1 protein-coding gene is annotated in these 712 nt (G+C 35.4%); it reads left to right on the top strand.

Going from position 1 to position 712, the window contains the following annotated elements; translation table 11 throughout:
* The first annotated feature begins 244 nt into the window (after nt 1-244).
* On the top strand, nt 245-562 hold the full coding sequence (locus E2L07_RS20650) for an alpha-helical endospore appendage domain-containing protein (RefSeq protein ID WP_134230541.1): 318 nt from the start codon (nt 245-247) through the stop codon (nt 560-562).
* Nucleotides 563-712: the final 150 nt, after the last annotated feature.

Genomic DNA, 712 nt, shown 5'->3' with positions numbered 1-712 from the left:
TGACCGCTTTCAACCTACCAACTGAATGGTGCCTAAGCAGATGAAGGAGTTCGACTAGATTAGTATCTAATCTCGCTAACTTTATTTCTGGAATTGTGCGTGTACCACAGAAAGTGGTGAAGAGACATCCTTTTATTATAATACCTATTAATCATAAGATATTTTGATAAAATCTGGTTGTAATACAAGCTAACCGTTACATATATTTACTTGAACATATAAATAACAAAAGGAGGTAATACTTATGTCAATGCCTAACATTCCAGATATAAAACCCAATATTGATCTAGATCGTGAGGACATGATAAATCTTTTACTCGCATCTATTGCTTTGGAGGAAATAGGGTTATCACACATTATTAATGCAGAAGGGGAAAAAATCCAAAAAGGTATCCAATTAGCTTGCAATATTGAGGATTTAATTGATTTGAACAGAGGGGTAGAGCGAACATTACAAACAATTATAAAAAAGGAAATGATTCTTCAATTCAAATTAGAGAATGTCCTTGAAATTCCATCGACACATAGACCAAAACCAAAAAGAAGTTCGAAAGAAGATTGACCATTATAAAGGTGGCTTTTATGAGTGTTTATGGCAGAATAAAAATGTAGGTTATGGCATTCCTTTTATGCAGGCCCCCCGCGGGGGGCCTGCATAAAAAAAGCCACTTGCTAACACCCCAAAAATTCAATACACTTCCTGTTGGACCCA

The sequence above is a fragment of the Halalkalibacterium halodurans genome (genome assembly GCF_004376175.1).
Classification (GTDB): domain Bacteria; phylum Bacillota; class Bacilli; order Bacillales; family Bacillaceae_D; genus Halalkalibacterium; species Halalkalibacterium halodurans.
The sequence above is the reverse complement of the archived record's forward strand: the minus strand, read 5'-3'. Positions and strand labels throughout refer to the sequence as shown.